This window comes from Vibrio sp. V38_P2S17PM301 (genome assembly GCF_009904845.1).
Lineage (GTDB): Bacteria > Pseudomonadota > Gammaproteobacteria > Enterobacterales > Vibrionaceae > Vibrio > Vibrio proteolyticus.
Genome location: NZ_WXWO01000050.1, coordinates 19,036 through 36,962 on the forward strand (window position 1 = coordinate 19,036; position 17,927 = coordinate 36,962).

At 53.5% G+C, this 17,927-nt stretch carries 12 protein-coding genes; 10 read left to right on the forward strand and 2 right to left on the reverse strand.

Annotated features, from left to right (window positions below; all coding sequences use genetic code 11):
* The first annotated feature begins 1 nt into the window (after position 1).
* Positions 2-463 (forward strand): VOC family protein, encoded by a 462-nt coding sequence (locus tag CAG64_RS10710; protein WP_161454555.1) that lies wholly within the window; start codon positions 2-4, stop codon positions 461-463.
* Positions 464-694: 231 nt separating this feature from the next.
* A complete protein-coding gene (locus tag CAG64_RS10715; RefSeq protein WP_161454554.1) occupies positions 695-2,581 on the forward strand; it encodes a methyl-accepting chemotaxis protein in 1,887 nt (628 codons plus the stop codon).
* A gap of 57 nt (positions 2,582-2,638) precedes the next feature.
* Here CAG64_RS10715 and CAG64_RS10720 read toward each other — a convergent pair whose 3' ends face one another.
* On the reverse strand, positions 2,639-3,538 hold the full coding sequence (locus CAG64_RS10720; RefSeq protein ID WP_021706360.1) for a LysR family transcriptional regulator: 900 nt from the start codon (positions 3,536-3,538) through the stop codon (positions 2,639-2,641).
* A gap of 165 nt (positions 3,539-3,703) precedes the next feature.
* On the opposite strand from CAG64_RS10720, the gene CAG64_RS10725 reads away from it, so the two are divergent.
* From CAG64_RS10725 to CAG64_RS10760, 8 genes are all read left to right on the forward strand, one after another.
* Positions 3,704-5,395 carry an L-lactate permease gene (locus CAG64_RS10725; RefSeq protein ID WP_021706361.1) on the forward strand — a complete coding sequence of 564 codons (1,692 nt, stop codon included), beginning with the start codon at positions 3,704-3,706 and terminating at the stop codon, positions 5,393-5,395.
* A 167-nt stretch (positions 5,396-5,562) separates the two neighbouring features.
* A complete protein-coding gene (gene lldD / locus CAG64_RS10730) occupies positions 5,563-6,702 on the forward strand; it encodes an FMN-dependent L-lactate dehydrogenase LldD (protein WP_021706362.1) in 1,140 nt (379 codons plus the stop codon).
* A 95-nt stretch (positions 6,703-6,797) separates the two neighbouring features.
* A complete protein-coding gene (locus CAG64_RS10735; RefSeq protein WP_161488249.1) occupies positions 6,798-9,638 on the forward strand; it encodes an FAD-binding and (Fe-S)-binding domain-containing protein in 2,841 nt (946 codons plus the stop codon).
* A 111-nt stretch (positions 9,639-9,749) separates the two neighbouring features.
* Positions 9,750-10,544: a PhzF family phenazine biosynthesis protein gene (locus tag CAG64_RS10740; RefSeq protein ID WP_161488250.1), complete on the forward strand. Its 795-nt coding sequence runs from the start codon at positions 9,750-9,752 to the stop codon at positions 10,542-10,544.
* Between the two features lie 17 nt (positions 10,545-10,561).
* Positions 10,562-11,206 carry an HD domain-containing protein gene (locus tag CAG64_RS10745; protein ID WP_021706365.1) on the forward strand — a complete coding sequence of 215 codons (645 nt, stop codon included), beginning with the start codon at positions 10,562-10,564 and terminating at the stop codon, positions 11,204-11,206.
* Entirely contained in the window at positions 11,199-11,945 is a 747-nt protein-coding gene (locus CAG64_RS10750) for a helix-turn-helix domain-containing protein (protein ID WP_161488251.1), read from the forward strand. Before CAG64_RS10745 ends, CAG64_RS10750 begins: the two co-directional genes overlap by 8 nt.
* Before the next feature lie 127 nt (positions 11,946-12,072).
* Positions 12,073-14,133 carry a VIT and vWA domain-containing protein gene (locus CAG64_RS10755; protein ID WP_161488252.1) on the forward strand — a complete coding sequence of 687 codons (2,061 nt, stop codon included), beginning with the start codon at positions 12,073-12,075 and terminating at the stop codon, positions 14,131-14,133.
* Between the two features lie 108 nt (positions 14,134-14,241).
* Entirely contained in the window at positions 14,242-14,859 is a 618-nt protein-coding gene (locus CAG64_RS10760; protein ID WP_161454546.1) for an esterase/lipase family protein, read from the forward strand.
* 30 nt (positions 14,860-14,889) lie between these two features.
* On the opposite strand, the gene CAG64_RS10765 is transcribed toward CAG64_RS10760, so the two are convergent.
* The gene (locus tag CAG64_RS10765) at positions 14,890-17,757 is read right to left on the reverse strand and encodes an alkaline phosphatase family protein (RefSeq protein ID WP_161488253.1); all 2,868 of its coding nucleotides are present in this window, start codon (positions 17,755-17,757) and stop codon (positions 14,890-14,892) included.
* Positions 17,758-17,927 lie beyond the last annotated feature (170 nt).

Consider the following 17,927-nt stretch of genomic DNA (forward strand, 5'->3'; position numbering starts at 1 on the left):
CATGCAGATACAGGGAATGCATCACTTTACGATTCGTACTGCGCTGCTGGAAGAGACCACGGAGTTTTATCAACGTGTGATTGGACTGGAGGTGGGGGAGCGTCCCAACTTTGGGTTCCCTGGCCGCTGGCTTTACGCAGGCGCAGAGCCGATTCTTCACCTGGTTTACCAGCCGAATGACCGGGCCGTGGGTGCACTGAATCACTATTTGGGGGAACACACCAACATGAACGGCTCTGGTGCCATTGACCATATAGCGCTGCGCGGCACCGAACTGAATAAGATGCAACGCCATTTAAGCCGCTTGAGTCACGTGCGTTTTCAGGAGCGCATCGTTCCGGATCTGCAGGAACATCAGCTCTTCGTGCGTGATCCGAATGGCATCACCATCGAAGTGATATTTCCTTACTCAGCGGACAACCGTATCGTTGGCGAATCGCTGACGTCATTCAAGCTGCGCTAAACGCATCACGGATTTTGCAGCCAAAAATGTTAGATCGTTCCAGTTTGAGCCTGAAACGGTCGCCTACACTAAGAGCGTATTATGCGCTCTTTTTTATATCTACCGCTCAGAAAATCTGACATGGAGAGCAAATCCGAGAGATAAATCAGCATTTATTTCGAGCATGAAAATATAATGACAGAGCAATGACCATTGCAACACAACTAATATAACAATTGAATAAGGTTTCCTATGTTTAAGAAACTCTCTTTGAAAAACAAATTGGCCATCTCTGCCAGTGCAGCCATTATTGTCGGGGGATTGCTGGTTGAAGGTCTGTCTTTTCGGGATTCACTGCAGCGCCTGGACGTCGAAGTCGAGCAACGTCTGGAAAGTACCAGTGCGTCATACAACCAATACGTGAGTGACTGGCTGCTATCGAAAGAGCGCGCACTGACGTCCCTTTCACCGGATGTCGAAAAACGGGCCATTGTTACACATCTGAAACAAGTACGTGATTCCGCGGCGTTTGACAATGTCTTTCTGGCGTATCCGGATGGCTCTCAGGACAACGCCAACGGCGTAATCCTGCCACCGGGTAACGATGACCCACGCCAGTGGGGCTGGTATACCAATGCGGTTGCTAACCCAAGCAAAGTCTTCATGGACAACCCAACCGTTGCTGCGGCAACCGGTGCTAACGTGGTCTCGCTGGGTAAAGCGCTCAGTCTGCACGGCGAGCAAGTGGTGCTCGGCGCTGACGTTGAGATCAGCGACATTTTGAACAGTATGAGCAAAGTGATTCTTCCGGGCGAAGGATATATGTTCATTACCAACGATCAGGGCAAGATTTTCTCGCACCCGGATACCAAGCTGCTCAATCAGCCGGTGAGTCAACTTGGCCTGAATTACGCCGATATTCAAAGCATCGCCCGCGATGCGCATGACCGCAAAGTCACGCTCAACGGCGACGATTACGTGATCTACGCCGACGCGATTGAAGGCACCAAGCTGACTACGGTGACAGTGATCAGCCACGACTCGCTGATTGCACCGCTGTACGATGCGGTTTGGGGCCAAGTGATCGCGACCGGTCTTGTGGTCGTTATCTGTGTGGCGCTGTTCAATTTGCTGTGTAACATCCTCTTCCGTCCGCTCTACAACGTTTCCCAGGCATTGTCTCAGATTGCCAACGGTAACGGCGATCTAACCCGCCGAATCGACGTTGAAAACCACGACGAAGTGGGTGAACTGGCGGAGAACTTCAATAAGTTCGTGGCCAGCTTGCAGCAGCTTATTGGCCACATCCGCAGCCAGGCGCAGGATCTGAATCAACAGTCTGACATCAGCACATCACGCGCGAACCAGTCGGTCAACGAACTCAACCACCAGCAACAAGAAATTGCCATGGTCGCCACGGCGGTCACCGAAATGGCGTCCGCCACTCAGGAAATCGCCTCACACGCAGAGCAAACCGCGAAAGCCGCGCAAGACTCTTCACACAGTACCCAGAACGGTCACGATCTGGTGGTCAACACCAAAGGTTCGATCAACAATCTGGCCAATGAAGTGAACGAGGCAAGCAACGTCATCCGCGAGCTTAACCAACACGCGCAGGATATTTCGACGGTGTTGTCGACCATTCAGGGTATCGCCGAACAGACCAACCTGCTGGCGCTAAACGCTGCAATTGAAGCGGCACGTGCCGGGGAACAAGGCCGTGGCTTTGCCGTGGTTGCTGACGAAGTGCGTGTGTTGTCCCAGCGAACTCACACCTCCACCGAGGAAATTAAGTCCACCATCGATACCCTGCAACATACCACGCAAAAAGCCGTTACTCTGATGGAAAGCAGCTCTTCACTGGCGCTGGGCTCGGTGGAAGATGCGGACCGTGCAACGCAGGCACTGGATGAAATCAACACCGCCGTCGCGCTGATCAGCGATATGGCGACACAGATTGCCACCGCCGCCGAAGAGCAAACCCATGTCACCAGTGAGATCACCCAGAACGTGACGTCCATTAAAGACGTGACTGATCAACTGGTGATCGGCGCAGAAGACTCCCTGCAGCAATCCACACAATTGAAAAATCAGGCCGACGAACTTAACGCCAAAGTGGCGACGTTTAAAGTCAGCTAATCTAAAAAAGAAAACAGCGGAGCTTCGGCTCCGCTTTTGTATAGCTGTGATACCCGTTTAGAAATAATGAGAGATCGCCAGATAGCGAGTGCGAATGTGTTCAATCAGTAACTTCACTTTCTGCGGCGGCTGACGGGTAAACGGATAAACCGCATAAATACCAAGTTTTTTGCCCACCAGTTCAGGGAAGAGATCCACCAATTGCCCGTTGCGAAAATCATGGTAAACCAGACAACGCGGCACATAGGCAATGCCATGCCCGCCCAGTGCCGCCTTGCGCAGAGCAGTGGCGTTGTCAGTCGAGAAACTGCCCGCCACCCGCACAATATAGTTGCCTTTGTCTGCTTTGAATTCCCATTCGCTGGCTCCCGTGGTTTGATAGGCATACTGCAAACAGTTGTGTCTGGTCAGATCCTGCGGCTTAAGCGGTTTTCCGTGCCGGGCAATGTAGGATGGCGAGGCGCACACCACCCACTGGGAGTCGAGTATGTGCCGGGCAATCAGGCTGGAGTCTTCCAAATAACCGGTCCGGATCACCAGATCGTATCCACCTTCCACCAGATCCACGAAGCGGTTGTCGAGTGACATATCGACGCTCAGTCCCGGATGCTGGTTACAAAATTCCGCCACCGCATCGGCCAGAATCAGATCGCCGGAAATGCTCGGCACCGACATTTTGATGTGACCGCTCAGACTTTCGCCAAACCCTGCAACCGCGTCCATAGCTTCCTGGGTGGCTTGCTTCACATTTTTCGCCCCGTGGATGAGCGCCTTGCCCGCTTCGGTCAGGGTTAATTTACGCGTTGTCCGATATAATAATTGCACGCCTATTTCTTCCTCCAGACGCGCAATTCTTTTACTAACTACTGAATTTGTAAGGTTATTTTGCTCAGCCACCTTACTAAAGCTGCCCAATTCTACGACCTGAGAAAACAGGATTAAATCATCTGCACGCATCTTATTATGTGATTTTTGGAACTAATTATTTTCATTATTTCCCTATATCACCAAAAAAGAAAGGGGTAAATTCACGCCGAATTAACACAAATAACACAATTATAAAAACCACAACAAATCATCGATTCCTGATAGGGAACATTGAACTTGTACGAGGAAGTACCAATGACCGAAACATTGTTAGCTTTAGTGGCGTTCTCACCCATTGTGGTCGCTGCTATTTTACTCGTCGGCCTCAACTGGCCGGCGAAGAAGGCTATGCCTGTCGCCTTTACCCTGACTGTCGTGATTGCCCTGCTGTTCTGGGACATGTCGGCCAACCGCGTGCTCGCTTCTGTATTTCAGGGGCTGATCATTACCGTCTCCGTATTGTGGATTGTGTTCGGCGCGATTTTTTTGCTCAACACGCTCAAACACACGGGTGCCATCGCGACCATTCGCAATGGCTTTACCAATATTTCACCCGACCGTCGTGTTCAGGCGATCATCATTTGCTGGTGCTTTGGTTCTTTCATTGAGGGCGCATCTGGCTTCGGCACGCCAGCCGCAATCGCAGCGCCATTATTGGTGGCCATCGGTTTCCCTGCTCTGGCTGCGGTGCTGATGGGCATGATGATCCAGTCAACGCCAGTGTCATTTGGCGCCGTGGGCACGCCGATCATCGTTGGAGTGAACAAAGGTCTGGATACACACAATATCAGTGAAAATCTGCTCGCTCACGGCTCAAACTGGGATGCGTATCTGCAACAAATTACCTCGAACGTTGCCCTGATCCACGCCGGAGTGGGCACACTAATACCGATCCTGATGGCCATGATGCTGACTCGCTTCTTTGGCAAAAACAAAAGCTGGACCGAAGGGCTCGATATTCTGCCGTTCGCGCTGTTTGCAGGTCTCGCTTTCACTATTCCATACGCCCTGACCGGCGTGTTCCTCGGTGCAGAATTTCCCTCACTGATTGGCGGACTGGTCGGCCTCGCCGTAGTGGTCTCGGCAGCTAAACGCGGCTTTCTGGTTCCCAAATCGACCTGGGATTTTGAAAAAGAAGAGCTATGGCCAACGGAGTGGCTGGGCTCGCTCAAAGTCGATCTGGCTGACAGCACTCAGAAGCCCATGAGCATGGTAATGGCCTGGCTGCCTTATGTCCTACTGGCCGTGATTCTGGTCGCCAGCCGCGTCAACTCAGAGTTCAAAGGATTACTCACCGGTGTCGCGCTCTCATTTGACAATATTCTCGGCGAGACTGGCGTGAGTAGTGCCATTCAACCTCTGTACCTGCCAGGAGGTATTCTGGTGTTTGTTGCGTTGCTGGCCGTGCTTTTGCAATCACGTAGCACCGCACCGCTAACCAAGGCTTTTGGCGAATCGAGTAAAACACTGATTGGCGCCGGCTTTGTTTTGGTGTTCACCATTCCTATGGTGCGTATTTTTATCAACTCAGGCGTGAACGGTGCGGATCTGGCAAGCATGCCCGTCACAACGGCCAATTTCGCCGCCGGGCTGGTGGGAGACGCGTTTCCGGCACTGAGTGCGACCGTCGGTGCACTGGGCGCCTTTATCGCGGGCTCCAATACCGTCTCTAACATGATGTTCAGCCAGTTCCAGTTTGAAGTGGCACAGACACTCAGCATTTCCAGTGCCGTGGTGGTCGCTCTGCAGGCGGTGGGCGCGGCAGCCGGTAACATGATCGCCATCCACAATGTGGTGGCGGCCTCCGCCACAGTCGGCCTGCTCGGCCGGGAAGGTGCGACGCTGCGCAAAACCATCATCCCGACTTTCTACTATCTTTTGGTAACGGGCGTGATTGGTCTGGTCGTGATCTACGGATTCCACGTCACTGACGCACTGATGAACTGAACCGATTAACGCAGGCTCAAACCTGTTCCCGATGTGGCGCGGTGACCAGACCGACAAGTACGTGCTGTTACTTCAGGTAACGCATAACCGGTCATTGCGCCATTCCCGACTCGCTTAAAGACGCCCTCTCAAGGGGACAAAACATTCTCATATCAGGACCGACTTCTATGATTATTTCTGCTTCTACTGATTACCGCGCAGCCGCCAAGGCCAAACTGCCACCGTTTTTGTTCCACTACATTGATGGCGGATCTTACGCAGAGCATACCTTACGCCACAATACCGAAGATTTATCCGATATTGCGCTGCGTCAGCGGGTACTCAAAAACATGTCGGATCTGAGTCTGGAAACCGAGCTGTTCGGCGAGTCGTTGTCGATGCCGATCGCACTGGCTCCCGTTGGCCTGACCGGCATGTATGCGCGCCGCGGCGAAGTGCAGGCCGCCAAAGCCGCGGCCAACAAAGGCATCCCATTTACCATGTCGACCGTGTCAGTGTGCCCGATCGAAGAGGTGGTACCTGCAATTGAGCGGCCGATGTGGTTTCAGTTGTACGTGTTAAAAGATCGCGGCTTTATGAAAAATGCGCTCGAACGCGCCAAAGCCGCCGGGGTGACCACCTTGGTCTTTACCGTCGACATGCCGGTCCCCGGCGCACGTTACCGCGACATGCATTCCGGTATGAGTGGGCCAAACGCGGCGATGCGCCGTGTTTTCCAGGCGATGCGTCATCCAAGCTGGGCTCTGGATGTTGGCTTGCTGGGCAAACCCCATGATCTCGGCAACATCTCCGCCTATCGCGGTGAACCGACTAAGCTGGAAGATTACATCGGCTGGCTGGGAGAAAACTTCGACCCGTCCATCAGTTGGAAAGATCTGGAATGGATCCGGGATTTCTGGGATGGCCCTATGGTCATCAAAGGGATTCTGGATGTGGAAGACGCAAAAGACGCGGTGCGATTCGGCGCGGATGGTATTGTGGTATCCAACCACGGCGGCCGTCAGTTAGACGGCGTGCTTTCGACCGCCCGTGCGCTGCCGGACATCGCGGATGCCGTCAAAGGCGATCTGAAAATTCTGGTCGACTCTGGTATTCGCACCGGGCTGGATGTGGTTCGCATGCTGGCGCTCGGCGCAGACTGTACCTTACTGGGCCGCTCCTTTGTTTACGCGCTGGCTGCGCAAGGTCAGGCTGGGGTCGAAAACCTGCTCGATCTGTACGACAACGAAATGCGCGTCGCCATGACACTCACGGGTGCGAAGAACATCTCAGAACTGACCCGAGAGTCGCTGGTCAGCATGGGCTAAATTCGCTCAGGGTGCCACACTGGCGGTGGCACCATTGTTACTGGAAACCTTTCTCTTTCCCCGTTTAACCAGTAATCACCACAAGGAAGCAATAGATGGCAAATACAATATCAAATGCCACGTATCAACAACTGGAAGATATCCTTGCTGTGAATATCGACCGGGAGCGCATTGTCACTCAGGAAGCCAAACGTCTGGCTTACGGCACCGACGCGAGTTTTTACCGTCTGGTGCCGAAAATCGTTCTGCGCCTGAAATCGCTTGATGAAGTGATCTTCGCCATTCAAAGTTGTCGCGAGATGGCGGTGCCGTTTACCTTCCGCGCAGCCGGCACCAGTTTGTCGGGCCAAGCGTTGTCCGATTCGGTGCTCATGACTCTGACCGACGACTGGCGTGGGCATCAGATCGTGGATAACGGTGAAAAAATCATTCTTCAGCCAGGGGTCATTGGCGCCGATGCCAACAAATACCTGGCACCTTATCAACGTAAAATCGGCCCGGATCCGGCGTCCATCAACACCTGCAAAATCGGCGGTATCGCCGCCAATAACGCCAGCGGCATGTGTTGCGGCACCGCACAGAACTCGTACCGTACCGTCGACAGCATCAAAATTGTATTCAGTGACGGCACCTTGCTCGATACCGCCAGCTCAGAAAGCATCGCCGCGTTTAAAGCGACCCGGCCAGAACTGCTGGAGGGCATTGAACAGCTGTGCCAACAGACGGCACAAAACCGAGAACTGACCGAACGAATCCGCCATAAATACCGGCTGAAAAACACCACAGGTTACGCCCTGAATGCGCTGGTGGATTATCAGGATCCAATCGAAGTACTGGAGCACCTGATGATAGGCTCAGAGGGCACGCTCGGCTTTATCGCCGAAATCACCTACAACACCGTCGTTGAACACGCCCACAAAGCCTCTGCCCTGTTGGTGTTTGCCGATATCGAAGAAGCCAGCCGCGCGGTCACCACTCTCTCTCACACGCCAGTGGCGGCGGTCGAGTTGATGGACGGCCGGGCAATGCGCTCCGTCGCGGACAAACCCGGCATGCCCGAATTTATTCAGACACTGGATCTCGAAGCCGCAGCGCTGCTGGTAGAATCTCACGCCAGCACGCAAGTGGAGTTGGCGGCGCAGTGCGCGACCATCATGCAATCACTGACGGATTACACCATTATTGAATCCGTTCCGTTTACCTCCGAGCCAAAAACCGTCGCGACCTTGTGGGGCATTCGCAAAGGTATGTTCCCTGCCGTTGGCGCCGTACGAGAAGTTGGAACCACGGTCATTATTGAAGACGTGGCTTTCCCGGTCGACAACCTCGCCAACGGCGTGCGCGATCTGCAAGCGCTGTTTGATAAATACCACTACAGCGAAGCGATCATTTTCGGCCATGCCCTGGAAGGCAACCTGCACTTCGTCTTCACCCAGGGTTTTGATTCACAGGAAGAAATTGACCGCTACGGCGGTTTTATGGATGACGTTGCCGAACTGGTGGCCGTGAAATACCAGGGCTCACTGAAAGCCGAACACGGCACTGGCCGTAATATGGCGCCCTATATCGAGCTGGAATGGGGCAAAGACGGCTATGCCCTGATGCAACAAATCAAAACCCTGTTTGATCCCGAAGGCTTGCTCAACCCCGGCGTGATCATCAACAGCAACCCACATGCGCACATTGAGAACCTCAAACCGATGCCAGCGGCAGATCCACTGGTTGACCGCTGCATTGAATGTGGCTTCTGTGAGCCGGTTTGTCCATCCCGGACACTCACCCTATCGCCACGCCAACGCATCGTACTATATCGTGAACTGCAACGTCGTCGCGCCGCTGGAGAACAGGTCGAAGCCTCTGAGCTGGAACAGGTGTTTGAATATCAAGGTTTGGATACGTGTGCCGCCACCGGGTTGTGCGCTGAACGTTGCCCGGTAGGCATTAATACCGGCGATCTGGTGAAACAGCTACGTACCGCGAAATATCAGAAGTTTACTCCGATTGCGCGTTGGACAGCCGAGCATTTTGCAACCACAACCAAACTGGCTCGCGCCGGACTGAAAACCAATCAGCTGGCCACTAAGGTGCTGGGTGAAAGCAGTGTCGGCAAGGTCACCAACGGATTGCGCAAGCTGACCAAAGGCGCCACGCCGGTGTGGATGCCAGAGATGCCACAAGCCAATACCCAAGATCTCAGCCAAGCCATCGAAGCGCAAACGGCCACAGAGAAAAAAGTGGTCTACCTGCCCTCTTGTGCCACTAGAAACATGGGCCAGCAAAGCAGTGCGCAGGATCAGCGTCCACTGACCGAGGTGACGCTTTCTCTGTTGAACAAAGCCGGTTATCAGGTCGTGATTCCTCGAGAACTCAACGAGCAGTGCTGCGGCATGCCATACGACAGCAAGGGCATGACCGAACTCGCCAACGCAAAAGCCAGACAACTGGAAGACGCTTTGTGGCAGGCGTGTCGACAGGGAGAATATCCCGTGCTGATGGACACCAGCCCGTGCGCCAAACGCAGTATTGAACTGTTCACCAAACCGATGGAAGTGTTGGAACCGACGGGGTTTGTCAGCAAATACCTGCTGCCACATCTCGACATCACGCCAAAGCAGGAAACCGTGATGCTGCATGTGACGTGCAGTGCCCGCCGCATGGGGCTGGAAACAGACATGCTCAATTTGGCGCAAGCGTGCGCCACCGAGGTGGTGCTGCCGGAGCACATTCAATGCTGTGGCTGGGCCGGCGACAAAGGCTTTACCACGCCGGAGCTGAATGCGGCCGCCGTGCATCCGCTCAAAGAACAGGTACCGTCCGGTTGTAGCCGAGGCTTCTCCAACAGCCTTACCTGCGAGATTGGTCTGTCGCACCATAGTGGCATCCCCTACCAGTCTATTTTGTATCTGGTGGATGAAGTTTCCCGTCCGCACACCTGATATTCCCTTCTTCGCGCCCCGGCCGGGGCGCAACTATTTCATCTGCCCCATTTTCAATTGGCAGAAAAATCGTTACCTTGGAGGTCTGCTACACGGATACAGGATACCCCCATGGAACTGGAATATTTCATTGTTGATGCGTTCACTTCTGAACCTTTCAAAGGCAATTCAGCGGCTGTTGTTCCGCTGACCGACTGGCTCAGCGATGAACAGATGCAACATATCGCCGCCGAAAACAACTTGTCAGAAACCGCGTTCATCCAATCACAGGGAAACAACCACTACCAGATCCGCTGGTTCTCTCCCCTGCAGGAGATCGACTTTTGCGGTCACGCGACGCTCGCCTCCGCCTACGTGTTGTTTCAACATTTTGACGTGCAGGGCAAAATCACCTTTTCGACGCTAAACGTTGGCGAGCTGCAGGTGACACAAGACAGCAGCGCCCGAATTGTGATGAGTTTCCCCAATCGGGCGCCTGTGCCGGTCGACAACATCCCACAGTCTCTGCTCGATGGCTTGTCTATCGCCCCGCAACAGGTGCTGCGCAGCGAACAAGCCTATTTCGCCGTTTACGACAACGAACAGTCGGTACTGGATGTAGTTAGTGACAGTGAAACCCTCAAACAGCTCGCTCCCTATGACGTGGTGGTGACCGCGGCAGGCAGTGAATACGATTTCGTCTCACGCTACTTCTGGCCCGCCAACGGTGGCGTCGAGGATCCGGTTACCGGCTCCATTCACGCCGGACTGGCGCCATTTTGGGCGGAACAACTCGACCAGCCAGATTTGGTCGCCTATCAGGCCTCTCAACGTGGAGGAGTACTGTACTGTCATATTCGCAGTGATCGTGTCATCGTTGCCGGGCATGGCGTGTTGTACGCACACGGTTCACTGTTTGTTTCTTAAAGGAAGGCCAACCACTGATGACGTCCATCAACCAACTGGAACCTTTGATGCTCGAGTTCATCGAGCGAGAAATGCAGACCGATGCCGCGCACGACCTGAACCACGTAAAACGTGTGGTCGCGACTGCAAAACAGCTGTGCGACGAAGAGCAGGCCAATCCGCAGGTAGTGGTCGCCGCGGCCTACCTGCATGATTGCTTTACCTATCCGAAAGATCACCCGGAGCGTAAACAAAGTTCGGCCATTGCAGCAGACAAAGCCGTGGCGTTTTTGGAACAGATAGATTATCCGCCGTCACTATTGGCAGCGGTGCATCATGCGATTTGCGCGCACAGTTTCAGCGCGGGGATTCACCCCGACACGCTGGAAGCGAAAATTGTGCAAGACGCCGACCGACTGGACTCACTCGGCGCAATAGGCGTGGCACGCACCATTCAGGTCGGCACCGCTCTGCAGCGTCCGCTGTATAACGCAGACGACCCCTTGTGTCACACGCGCCCCCCGAATGATAACCGCTTTACGCTGGATCATTTCTTCACCAAGCTGTTCGCCATTGCTGACACCATGAATACCGAAGCCGCCAAAGCAGAGGCACGTAAACGCAAAGCATTTATGCAGCTATTCTTAGATCAGCTCCAACACGAAGCAAACGCGCATGACTGAAACCCAGCGACTGATCAGCGAACTGAAAAAGCAACTCAAAGGCCACGGCATCCAATATCAGGATATCGCGGCGGCCCTTGGTCTCAGTGAAGGGTCGGTGAAGCGCCTGCTGGCCGAAGGCAGCCAAATCAGTCTCGAGCGTCTTTCGGCCATCTGCCAGTTAATCGGATTGGAAATGGGTGAACTGTTTAAACTGGCTAGTCAGGCAGAGAAAGGACTCGACGCCCTGAGTTTTGAACAAGAGAAACAGCTGGTTGCGAATAAAGGTCTGCTGCTGGTTGCGGTGTGCGTGGTGAATGGTTATCGCTTTGAAGAAATCCGCAGTCAGTATCAGTTCTCCGAGCCTGAATTGATCCAGCAACTGGTGGCGCTGGACAAACTCGGCGTGATTGAACTGCTACCCGCTAACCGAATCAAGATGAAAATTTCACCGGATTTCCGTTGGGTTCCGGGCGGACCGATTCAGTGTTTCTTCCAGCAGCAGGTACAAAACGAATTCTTCCACAGTTATTTCTCCGCCGATGACGAAAAACTGGTGATGAGCAGTGGTTTGATGTCACTGCCAAGCAACCACAAGCTGCAACACAAGATTCAGAAGTTGGTGGATGAGTTCTATGCCGGCTGTAAAGCCGATGAAGTACTCGATCTCAATGACCGTCATGGTACATCCATGGTGATTGGCCTGCGGCGCTGGACCTTTCCTTTGTTCGACGATCTGCTGCGCACGCCCAAGTCGTAAATGGCGTAACCTCAGGTGACACTATCCGTTACCTGAGCCTTTTTGCTCTCCTAAGTCGCCGCATACATGCATGCTGCCCCACATCAGGATTGTGGCGCGACGCCACATGATGCAAAGGAGGCACACTATGTCTGTTGTTCAACCATTTACCGCGTTATCACGCGTATTCTGCTTGGTCTGTCTTACGCTCTTGGCTGGCCTGTTGAGTCCGATCGCGCTTGCCAGCGGCTTGCTTAAGCCAGTCAACAGTCAATATCAGGATCTGAAAATCCAGACCCATCATGTCAATGTCGTGATTGAAGACGGCTACGCAACCACCCAAGTGGAACAGGTGTTTTACAACCCGAACAATACGCAAATGGAAGCCCGGTACTCGTTCCCGGTACCGGAGCAGGCGGTTGTCGGAGAATTCATTTACTGGGTTAACGGTCAGCCGGTGGTCGCCGAAGCGGTCGCCAAAGACGACGCGGAACAGATCTATCAAACCCAAAAAGAGCAAGGCCGCTCGACGGCGTTGACCACAAAGAACGAGTTCAAAACATTTGAAATAAAAGTGTTCCCTGTGTTACCCAAACAGACGGTTAAAATTCGTCTGGTTTACCTGCAAGACGCTCTGCTCGACCATGGCGTAGGTCGCTATGTGTACCCGATGGAAGAAGGGGGTGTGGATGAGATTGCGGAAGCGTTCTGGACCCGAAACGATGAGGTTGAGCAGGACTTTTCCTTCCAACTGACGGTTAAATCCACTTATCCGGTCGATGGTCTGCGTCTGCCCGAGCATCCTCAGGCATCCATTGCTTCAACGCCGGAAGGCGAGCAAACTGTCTGGTCTGCCACCCTCGCTAATCAAATTGCAACATCAGAAAGCACCTCACCAGATCCGGCGTTTCGTCTCGATCAGGATATCGTCGCTTACTGGCGCTTGCAGGAAGGCCTGCCCGGACGTCTTGATATGATCGCGTATCGCGATCCAACACAAAGTGAAAAAGGCACCATCAAACTGACGTTTACCCCCGGCGATGATCTTGGACCGATTGTTCAGGGCCGTGACTGGGTCTTCGTATTGGATAAATCCGGCTCGATGGCGGGCAAATACGCCACTTTGGCGGAAGGGGTTCGCCGGGCACTTGGCACACTTACCGGTGATGATCGCTTTCGCATCATCCTGTTCGACAACCGGGCCTACACGCTGACACCAAACTGGTTAGCGGCCACATCCGACAACATTGACCGCGCAATGACCTCGGTGATCGAGGCCCAGACCGGCGGTGGTACCAATTTGTACGATGGTCTGGAGAAGGCGACACAATCATTAGACCGCGATCGCACCACCGGGATGGTGTTGGTGACTGATGGTGTGGCAAATGTCGGCACGACGGAAAAGAAAGCCTTCCTCAAGCTGATGCAAAAACACGACATTCGTCTGTATACCTTCATCATGGGTAATAGCGCCAACCGTCCGCTGTTGGAGCCCATGACGCAAGTGTCCGACGGATTTGCACTCAGTGTGTCGAACGCCGATGACATTCTTGGTCACATCATCAATGCCACCAGTAAACTAACCCATCAGGCCTACCGGGATGTGCAGTTGGATATTGACGGACGCCGAATCACTGACTTGACGCCCGCTCAGATCCGCAGCCTCTACCGTGGCGAGCAACTGAGTGTGTTCGGCCATTATTTTAAACCGGGTAACACCACCATTACCTTGACCGCGAAGGTCGGTGGCATCGAGCGAAAGTACCGCACCACACTAAACCTGCCGGACAGTGCCACACACAATCCCGAACTGGAACGCTTATGGGCATTTGCCAAGATCCGCGATCTTGAACACAAGATGGACTATCTCGAAACCGCCGATGCCGACTGGGAGCAGGCGATTGAAACCATCGCGCTCGACTATGGGCTGCTGACCGACTACACCTCATTGCTGGTAGTCGAAGAAGATGTGTTCCAGCAACTGAACATCAGCCGCAGCAATCAGGTGAGAGTAGAAAAAGAGCAACAGGCTCGTACCCAGCGTGCGCACCAGCCGGCCCGTCCTAACAGAGCCGATCAACACGACCCTATGTTCTCTCAACCGGCACCAAGCCACTCTGGAGGCCGAGGGGGAAGCCTGAGTAGTTGGATGGTGCTGCTCCTCGTTATCGTCGGTGGTTATCGGCGCTGGCGCCGCGTTTATCATTAACGCTAAGCGCTGATAAACAAATGGCCCTGATAAACGTCAGGGCCATATTCTCTTTTAGATTTAAACAGGTTAGAGTAATCCCGATGCCAGACAAAGGAGCATAACGCAATGAAAATCATCATTCTGCACGGCTTATACATGCATGGCTTTATCATGCAGCCGCTCAGCCAGAAATTGCAGAAGATGGGCTATCAAACCCAGGTGATCAGCTACAACACAGTGGCCATTAACGACGACCAGGTATTCAAAGCGATTGATATGGCGCTGGATCGCACGCAAACCAACGTACTGGTTGGGCACAGTCTCGGCGGACTCATGATCAAACACTATCTGGCTTCACGGCAACCGTCCACGTCGCTGATCTCCCATGTGGTGGCGTTGGGTTCACCGCTCAGAGGCGCGTCCATCGTCGGGAAAATTCAGAACCTCGGCCTCGGCGCCATGCTGGGCAATTCAACACTCTATGGTCTGGAAAAGCACGACGATCATTGGCGGTTTGCACAAAAGCTCGGCAGTATCGCCGGAACCTTACCGTTTGGCTTCCGGCCGATTCTGCTGGGAACCGCGTTACTCTCTGACGGCACCGTCACCGTCGAGGAGACCAAAATCGAGGGTATGACCGATCATGCGGTCACCCGACACAGTCACACCAGCATGATTTACAGCAATTACGTTACCGATCAGATTGATGCGTTCATTCGTCACAACCGGTTTCAACACCATTAAAAAAGCCAGGCGTTCACCTGGCTTCTTGTCTTAACGCTGAATATCCAACTTATTCAGTAAGGACGGGTAACCCCAGCCATTTTCTCCCGCTTGCACGGTTTCTCCCGTCAGATACTCATAGATGGTTGGGGCCAGAGAGCCGTTCTCCTCGCTGGTCATCGGTGTCACCTGCTGACCAATCGGTGCGCCCCAGAAACCGATAAAGGCGTCTTTTTCCAGATAGCTTTCACCCGCATGACGCCCCGGCACTTTGGTGTTGTAGCCGACACCTTCGCGTGGAAACAGGTTCACCGTTCCGGCCCGGTCCTCTTCGTACAAAGCCGCAATCTGTTCAACCGAATCCGGACGGTTACTAAAGCGCGTCAGCTCTCGCCACTCATCGGCACGACACCAACTGCTGACGTGATTCAGGTCGGCAGACAGACATTTTTTCAGCAGCGAGTTACGTTGCGCCAGCTCCCGCTCATCCGGCAGCGTCAGATACGGATTGAGCGTCTCAATACCCAACAAACGAGGCTTGCCATTCTCAGCGCGATAGAACAAGCGATCGCCATCGCGAATCACCCATTCATCCAGACGCTTCCCACCCCTCTGACCGATCAGCCGTGTCTCGCAGCGCGCTGGCTCACATGCCGTTTCTCGCACCGCCATGTAATCGAGCGTATCCCCGAGGCGCGCCAGCGTTTCTGCCATAATATCGATAGGCTGCCCCTGGCTGTGTTTCGGCGTCCAGGTGGTCAGTTCAGAATAGACAGGTTGTACCTGCCAACCCGATGCGGAGTTGAAGAAATCGAGCATGAAGTTGCCACCGGCGGTAGACGCCACCACCACATCAATCCCTTGGTTGCTCGGATAATTGAGCGCGTTGGTGATTTTCGGGCCCTCGCCTTCGTCAGAAGAAATTTTCCGCACCACCAGCGGATAACCAAGTTCCTGCTCCAGTTCGTGGAACACCACGTTTTCCGGGTTCAACGCATAATAGACAGGCGCCAGACCGTGGTCACCGGCCATGCCCCACAAAGTCTGACCATAAATTCCGGCATCCTTGTACGTTTCTTCAACCCGACGAATCCAGTAATCCAGACGATTCAACTCGCCGGTCGGCATGATGATCTCATCACTGAACGGGCCAACAAAGTGGGCAAAATGATCCGGCCAGGGGTTGTAGATCAGGGTGTAATCCGGCATTCCCTGCCCATCCAGTTGTGTGTACTGCTCGATATCCTGCTCAATCTTCCACTTGCGGGTGAACTTGGTGTAGAAGGTCCAGTAGGAGATGTTCTGGTAATCACGGATATTACGGATCAGGGCGGCCCGGCGTTGGCGCAACTGCGTCTCCACTTCCGCCCGTTTTTCAAGCTCCCGAACACAGCGCTTTTCACCGAAATCCCGCAGACCTTCCCCCACACCGAGGTTCACCAGGCCATCGTAACTGGTGTGCGCATTCCAGTCGTATTGCGCGTTACAGTTTAGTGTTTTCAGGTAATTGAGTCGATCAAACATCGTCTGAACCTGATTTTTCTGCATGATGCGGTCGAGTTGCAGCGCATCATTGCCGAAGAAGTAGTAAGCACGATCTTCATGACGGTCAACAAAATGGAAATTAGGGATACCGGTGCCGTGCTCACCAGACACCTTCGCACCGGTTTTTATGATCGGCAGATTGCGCACACTGATGGTCGGCGTCGATGAGATCCCGACCCGCGCAATCGAATCACGATGATCGGCGTACAGGCGTTTAAAAAAGGGCAGATAGTGTGGATCGCGGTACACCTGCTCCGACAACACCTCCGCAAAACGCATATCCTGCTGATGTTCTGGCTCTATCGCGCGGATGTTTGGTTCCATGCCCTGCCGAGCCTGATACTGACGATAAACGTGCTGGATAAACGGTTTATTCGGATCCACCAAGCCTTCAACGAGCCCTTGCTGCAAGCCGTCGACGGTGATCTGAACAGCAAAGCGGCGCCGTTGCTGTGACTCAAGAAAATCAATCAGTTGTTGCGGCTCATCATCGAACGCAGCCTGCATCCAGTTATTGAGCGCGACCTGGCGTTCATCCTGATACACGAACTGGCGGTAAGCTTTGAGCACATTGAGGCGCACAAAATCAATCAGGGTAATGGTCAGCGCCTGCGCTTTGTTGTTCTCTTTGTCGGCGTTTTCCGGTCTGCCGTCTTCGATCACCGCCAGCAACGCGTGTTTCATGTCGCCCTCTTCCATGCCGGAAGCAGCCTGACTCATCAGGCCAACCACAATAGGCTGGATCTTAGCTATTAACTCGCGATCATGAGGGGTGTCTGACAGGTACTGATACTGTTCGGGGAGACGCTCCATATCCTGCCACTCCCCAATTTCCACCAGCGCATCGTAGATGGTGACCATCGCCGCATAGAAATCATCGTCAATTTTGATCCCCTGCTGATGGCCCTGATCTTTTTTATGCTTATTCTGCTCAGATTTGACCTCTTCGCTGAGTTGAAACAAGCTGTGTTGAAAGCCCGTCAGCGCTTGGTCGTCATAGACATTGCGCAAATATCGTTTGAAGGTATCTTCACTGCTGATGCCGGTATAACGGTCATAATACTGATAGAGAAAATACCCCAGTGGGATTGCGTATTGCGGATTGGAAATCTGACTGATAACACGTTTTTTGGTGTCGCCGTCGAGTGGCAACGTTAAAACAAAGGCATCCAATGTCATGCCACCAATGGTAAACAGCGTCGTGTCGCGGGCGAAGCGGGTCGAGTAACTCAGTGAGGATACGACCTGATTTTTCAGCACTTGAGTTGAGTTAAACAGCCCACCGATCACCGGGGTATTACCGATATCAGCCTGACCACTAAGCGGCAGCATTGAAAGCCCCAGCAGCCATTTGTTCCAGTTTGACGTTGCCATCCTGCACTTTTCCTTGAAATCTGAATGACCTAATAGTCCCTCAATTATGCCCGGATATGCAACTCCCGACGAAACAAACCGGTCATCCGATCCGAAAATCTCCCGGACTGGTCGTTTGAGCATTGATCGCCAGTACAAACCGAACTATATTAATCGTCATTCGACGATTA